Annotated in this window: 3 protein-coding genes; 2 read left to right on the top strand and 1 reads right to left on the bottom strand. The window is 71.6% G+C overall.

Annotated features, from left to right (window positions below; translation table 11 throughout):
- A partial coding sequence (locus D7V97_RS40945; protein WP_233583557.1) for a PQQ-binding-like beta-propeller repeat protein occupies window positions 1-1,745 on the top strand: 1,745 nt, incomplete at its 5' end.
- A gap of 30 nt (window positions 1,746-1,775) precedes the next feature.
- On the opposite strand, the gene D7V97_RS40940 is transcribed toward D7V97_RS40945, so the two are convergent.
- Window positions 1,776-2,705 (bottom strand): hypothetical protein, encoded by a 930-nt coding sequence (locus D7V97_RS40940; RefSeq protein ID WP_120615975.1) that lies wholly within the window; start codon window positions 2,703-2,705, stop codon window positions 1,776-1,778.
- Window positions 2,706-2,756: 51 nt separating this feature from the next.
- Between D7V97_RS40940 and D7V97_RS40935 the strand changes: the two genes are divergently transcribed.
- Window positions 2,757-3,788 carry an alpha/beta fold hydrolase gene (locus D7V97_RS40935; RefSeq protein ID WP_120615974.1) on the top strand — a complete coding sequence of 344 codons (1,032 nt, stop codon included), beginning with the start codon at window positions 2,757-2,759 and terminating at the stop codon, window positions 3,786-3,788.
- Window positions 3,789-3,911: the final 123 nt, after the last annotated feature.

Genomic DNA, 3,911 nt, shown 5'->3' with positions numbered 1-3,911 from the left:
CCCATGAAGAGGCCCCGGTCCGCCCCATCCCCCTGCGCATCGAGCCTGTCTCCGTGCCGGGCTTCGGCTTCGAGTTGAAGGACGTCTCCCCGGCCTCCCGCGAAGGCCCCGCGAAGGGCACCTCCGGGGCGCTGGCGCCGCTGCTGGGCGCGGGCGAGGTGTGGCTCGCGCTGCCGGGTCGGCCGCAGGCGTGGCGCGCGCAGGGGCCTCCGTTCCTCACGGTGCTGGAGCTGTCGCGGCAGGCGGTGGAGCTGGCGCGCGCGGTGGAGCTGGGCGAGGCCCGCTTCGAGTTCGAGCCCGCGGGCGTGCGCCCGATGCTGACGTTGGACCTGAAGGGGCAGCGGGCGAAGACGGGCCCCACCGGCGCGTACTTCCCACTGGAGCCCGGCGAGCTGCTGGCCGCCCTCTTCCAATTGGGCGAGGCGCTGGGGCTGGCCTTCGCGGAGGCCCACCGCGTCCAGGTCTCCAACCCGTACCTCGTGGAGCTGACGGAGCGCTGCCGCGAGGGCCTGTCGCACCTGCGGGGGGCCAGGACCCCGCCCGAAGCCCAAGGGGAGGCACGCGAGCGCAAGAGCCCGACCGCGCGCGGCGAGTCGCGTCCCCTCAAGGTCCCCGGACGGCTGCGGCGGCTGCGCTTCGAGAAGCTGTGGGAGCAACGCGGGCTGGAGGAGCCGGAGGAAGCGCGGCTGCTCGTGGGCCGTCACGGGCCGGTGTACTGCGCGCCGGGGCTCGCGTGCGCGTTCTCCCGCAAGGACGGCGCGCAGCTGTGGCGCCGCTCGGCTTCGCTGGGCGTGGCGGCTTCCGCGGATGGCCACGCGGTGGCGGCGGACGGGGCGCGCGTGTTCGGCTTCACCGGCCGGGGCGCGGGCGCGCGGTGGCTGCATGATCACGACGGCATCCCCCTGGGCCCACTGCTGTTGCGCAAGGACGGGCTGCTGCTGACGCTGTCGGAGAACCGCACCGCGGTGGCCTTCGCGGAGACCACGGGCCGCGAGGTGTGGCGCCTGGCCCCGCCGCGCACGCAACGGAGCTGGCTGTCCACGCAGGGGCACCGGGCGCTGCTCTCCACGGACTCGGGCTACCTCTATGGCCTGGACCTGGGGGATGGGCAGGTGCGCTACCGGCTGCGCTCGCCCATGCCCTTCCACGGGCCCCCGGTGGCGTGGGGCCGGCGCTTCCTGGTGCTCCTGGGGCGCGGCTCGCACCACGCGCTGCTGCTGGCGGACGCGCATACCGGCGAATCGCTGTGGACGTTCGAGCCGGACCTCACCCTGCCCTCCACGCCGCTGCCCATGGGCTCGCGCGTGTTCCTGGCCGGGATGCGCGACGAGGACGGGTTCCTGGTGTGCGTGGACGCGCGCGGGCGCAAGGTGTGGGAGCGCGCGCTGCACCTGGGACCGGGACCGTATGCGCTGGCGTCGCTGCCGCGCGCGGTGGTGGTGACGAGCGCGTCCGGGGCCGCCGCCCGTGTGTCCCTGTCCGGTCAGGTGGACTGGCGCGTGGGGGCCGCGGGCGAACCGCTGATCACCGCGTTGCCGGCGCGCACCGCGCGGGACGTGACGCTGGTGGCGGGCGAGGTGGTGCGCGCGGTGGATCCTCGCGGCGGACAGGTGCTCGCGGAGGTGCGCGCGGGGGTGGGGCTGGTCGCGCTCCAGGCCGACGTGCGCCTCAACCTCTACTTCCTGGACGACGCCGGCACGCTGTCCGCGTACCGGCTGGGGTCCCACTTCGCCGTCGTCGAGTAACGACGGCGAAGTGCGGGGTGAAGCGAAGGGCTACTCGCCCTTCTTGGCGGAGGCCTTGGCCGGGTCGATCTCCTCCTCCGGCCGCTCCTCCTGGGTGGCGCCTTCCCAGGTCTCGTTGGCGCCCAGCTTCCACTCCGACGGCACGTCCAGCTTCCACGTGTACGTGGCGTTGGCGTTGCCACCGGAGGCGGCGTGCGAGGAGACGTTGATGGTCGTCTCCAGCTTCGCCACGTCCGCGGGCAGCAGGTCCAGGTCGTAGTGGCCCAGCACCATCTGCGGCGGGAACTCGGGGATGAGGCGCTCGGGGTAGTCGATCTTCATCGACGGATCCGCGCCGCGCATCTCGCCCAGCAGCTTGCCCTTCGCGTCGGTGAGCTTCCACACGGTCTCGAACGAGGCGCTGGTGACCATCTTCTTCACCTTGCCCTCGTCCTTCTCCGTGCGCTGCGCGCCCCACAGCGCGAGCTGCAGGCGCACCTGGGGCTTGCCCATCACCATCACCACGTCGGAGCTCACCACGTCCAGGCGCATGCCCTTGTCGGTGGCGGTCCAGATGGGGCGGTAGCGGCCCTCGCGCAGGTTGTCGAACTGCTTGCGCGCGTACTCATAGAACGCCTTGCGGTCGCCCGCGCGCGTGTCCTTCTTCTCGCCGCCGGACTCCGCGCGCTTCTCCAGCTCCGCGAGGTAGCCGTCGAACTTCTTGTTGCCGTCGAAGCGCGTCAGGTGCTCGTCGACGTCGTCGAAGTACGCCTTGAAGAAGGGCTTCAGCTCGTCCCGGTACGAGGCCTCATCCGGGTTGGTGCGCATCCAGCCCACGCGCTCCAGGTAGACGGACTGGACGCGACGGAAGTCGGCCTCCCGCTCCGCCTCCTTCGTCCGGGCCGCGGAAGTGCGGTAGCTCGTCACCGCGGCGACAATCACCAAGGCGATGAGAACAATGAATCCAAAGTAGCGCTTCACGCGTCAGGCTCCTGTGCGTACGAGCAGGCAATGATATGAGCCTGCATCATCGTGCTCCAGGCCGGGGGAATCCAATCGTTCACCGTGCCCCTTCCCTTGGAGGAAGGGGAGCTGCTGGGCAACCCGCAGATCGCCTGGCAGGCCTACGGGAAACCGTCGGATGGCAAAGCGGTGGTGGTGCTGCACGACCTGTCCCATTCGCACGAGGCGTTGGGCACCGGTCCGGACGCGCCGTATCAGCCCTTTGGCTGGGGGCGCGAGCTGATCGGCCCGGGCAAGGCGTTGGATCCGGAGACGACGCCGGTGCTGGTGCCGAACCTGCTGGGCAGCCCGTTTGGATCCACGTCCCCGCTGTCGGTGGAGCCGACGTCGGGCCGGGCCTGGGGCGTGTCGCTGCCTCCGCTCACCGTGCTGGACATGGCGCGGGGCGTGTCCGCGCTGCTGAAGGCCCTGGAGTTGAACCAGGTGCGGGCGCTGGTGGGCGTGGGCCTGGGCGGCGTCGTCGCGCTGCGGCTGGCGGCGCTGTTCCCGGAGCTGACGAGCAGCGTGGTGGTGATTGGAGCCGCGCGAGCACTGCCCGAGGGCCTGCGCGAGAAGCTGGGCCTGACGTCGCAGGTGCTGCGCATGGCGCCCGACAACGAGGACACCCCTCCCCTGCGCGAGCGCGTCCCCAACCGGACGCTGTCGCGGCTGCGGCTGGACTACCTCAAGCTCATCTACGGGCGTGAGCACCTGAACGCGACGTATCCGGACAACGCGACGGCGCAGGCGGCGCTGGAGGCGGAGGCCGCGTCGTTCGCGGACACGTTCGATCCGCTGTCGTGGTCGCTGCTGTGCTCCGCGTACGCGGGCTGCGACCTGACGGACACGTTCGCGCAGATCCGCGCGCGGGTGCTGCTGCTCACGGGCACGACGGATGTGCTCGCGCCGGCGGGCCGCGTGCGCGACACGTATCACCTGCTGACGGCGTCCGGAGTGCAGGCGCGGTTCGTGGAGCTGCAGGGGCCGGGAGATCACGGCACCCTGCTGTCGGACGCGCACCGGCTGCGCGGGCCGGTGCAGGACTTCCTGCGCTGGCGCTAAACCCCTTCAGGGAAGTCGGGTAAGGGTCTGACGGGTTACATCATGGAGAGGTGGCGTCCATGGCGTGGCAGCCAAAGCACTGGACGGCGCAGCAGCTTGAGGAGCGGCGGCTTGCGGCCGGAC

Source organism: Corallococcus sp. CA053C (assembly GCF_003611675.1).
Classification (GTDB): domain Bacteria; phylum Myxococcota; class Myxococcia; order Myxococcales; family Myxococcaceae; genus Corallococcus.
This window is presented reverse-complemented; position numbering and strand designations above follow the sequence as displayed.